The sequence below is a fragment of the Pseudomonas sp. P7758 genome (genome assembly GCF_013386485.1).
Classification (GTDB): Bacteria; Pseudomonadota; Gammaproteobacteria; order Pseudomonadales; family Pseudomonadaceae; genus Aquipseudomonas.
In genome coordinates this window covers 1-628 of record NZ_JACARS010000254.1, presented here as the reverse complement: position 1 = coordinate 628, position 628 = coordinate 1, and the positions used below count along the sequence as shown (strand labels likewise).

1 protein-coding gene is annotated in these 628 nt (G+C 64.6%); it reads left to right on the top strand.

What is annotated here, in order from left to right:
- On the top strand, positions 1 to 628 hold a 628-nt coding region (locus HX873_RS31290), incomplete at both ends, for an MFS transporter (RefSeq protein WP_177123835.1).

Below are 628 nucleotides of genomic sequence, written 5' to 3'. Positions count from 1 at the left end.
TGCTGGTGGCGCTGCTGATTCCGGCGTTGTCGCCAGCATTGGGCGGCCTGGTGGTGGACAGCGTGTCGTGGCGCTGGATCTTTTTCGCCAACCTGCCGCTGGCGCTGATCACCGTGATGCTGACCTTGCGCTGGCTGGTGGCAGACACGCCCGCGTCCACACGCCCGGCGCTGGAGTTCGGTCACGTATTGGGCCAGGCTCGCCGCCCGATGCTGCGGGTCGCGATGCTGGTTTACCTGTTCATCCCGGGGGTGTTTATCGGCACCAGCCTGGTGGCGATTCTTTATCTGCACGGTCTTGGCTTTACCGCCAGCCTCATCGGCGCGCTGATGCTGCCGTGGGCGCTGGCCTCGGGGCTGGCGATTGCCTTGAGCAAAAAACTGTTCAATCGCTGCGGGCCGAGGCCGCTGCTGCTGGCGGGCATGCTGCTGCAAGCCCTCGGCATCCTGTTGCTGATCGAGCCGCACCCGGTTGTCGTGGTGCTCGCCTACCTCCTGATGGGCCTGGGTGGCAGCCTGTGCAGCAGCACCGCGCAAACCCTGGCCTTTCTCGACATTCCGGCCGAGCGCATGGGGCATGCCAGCGCCTTGTGGAACATCAATCGGCAATTGAGTTTTTGCCTCGGTGC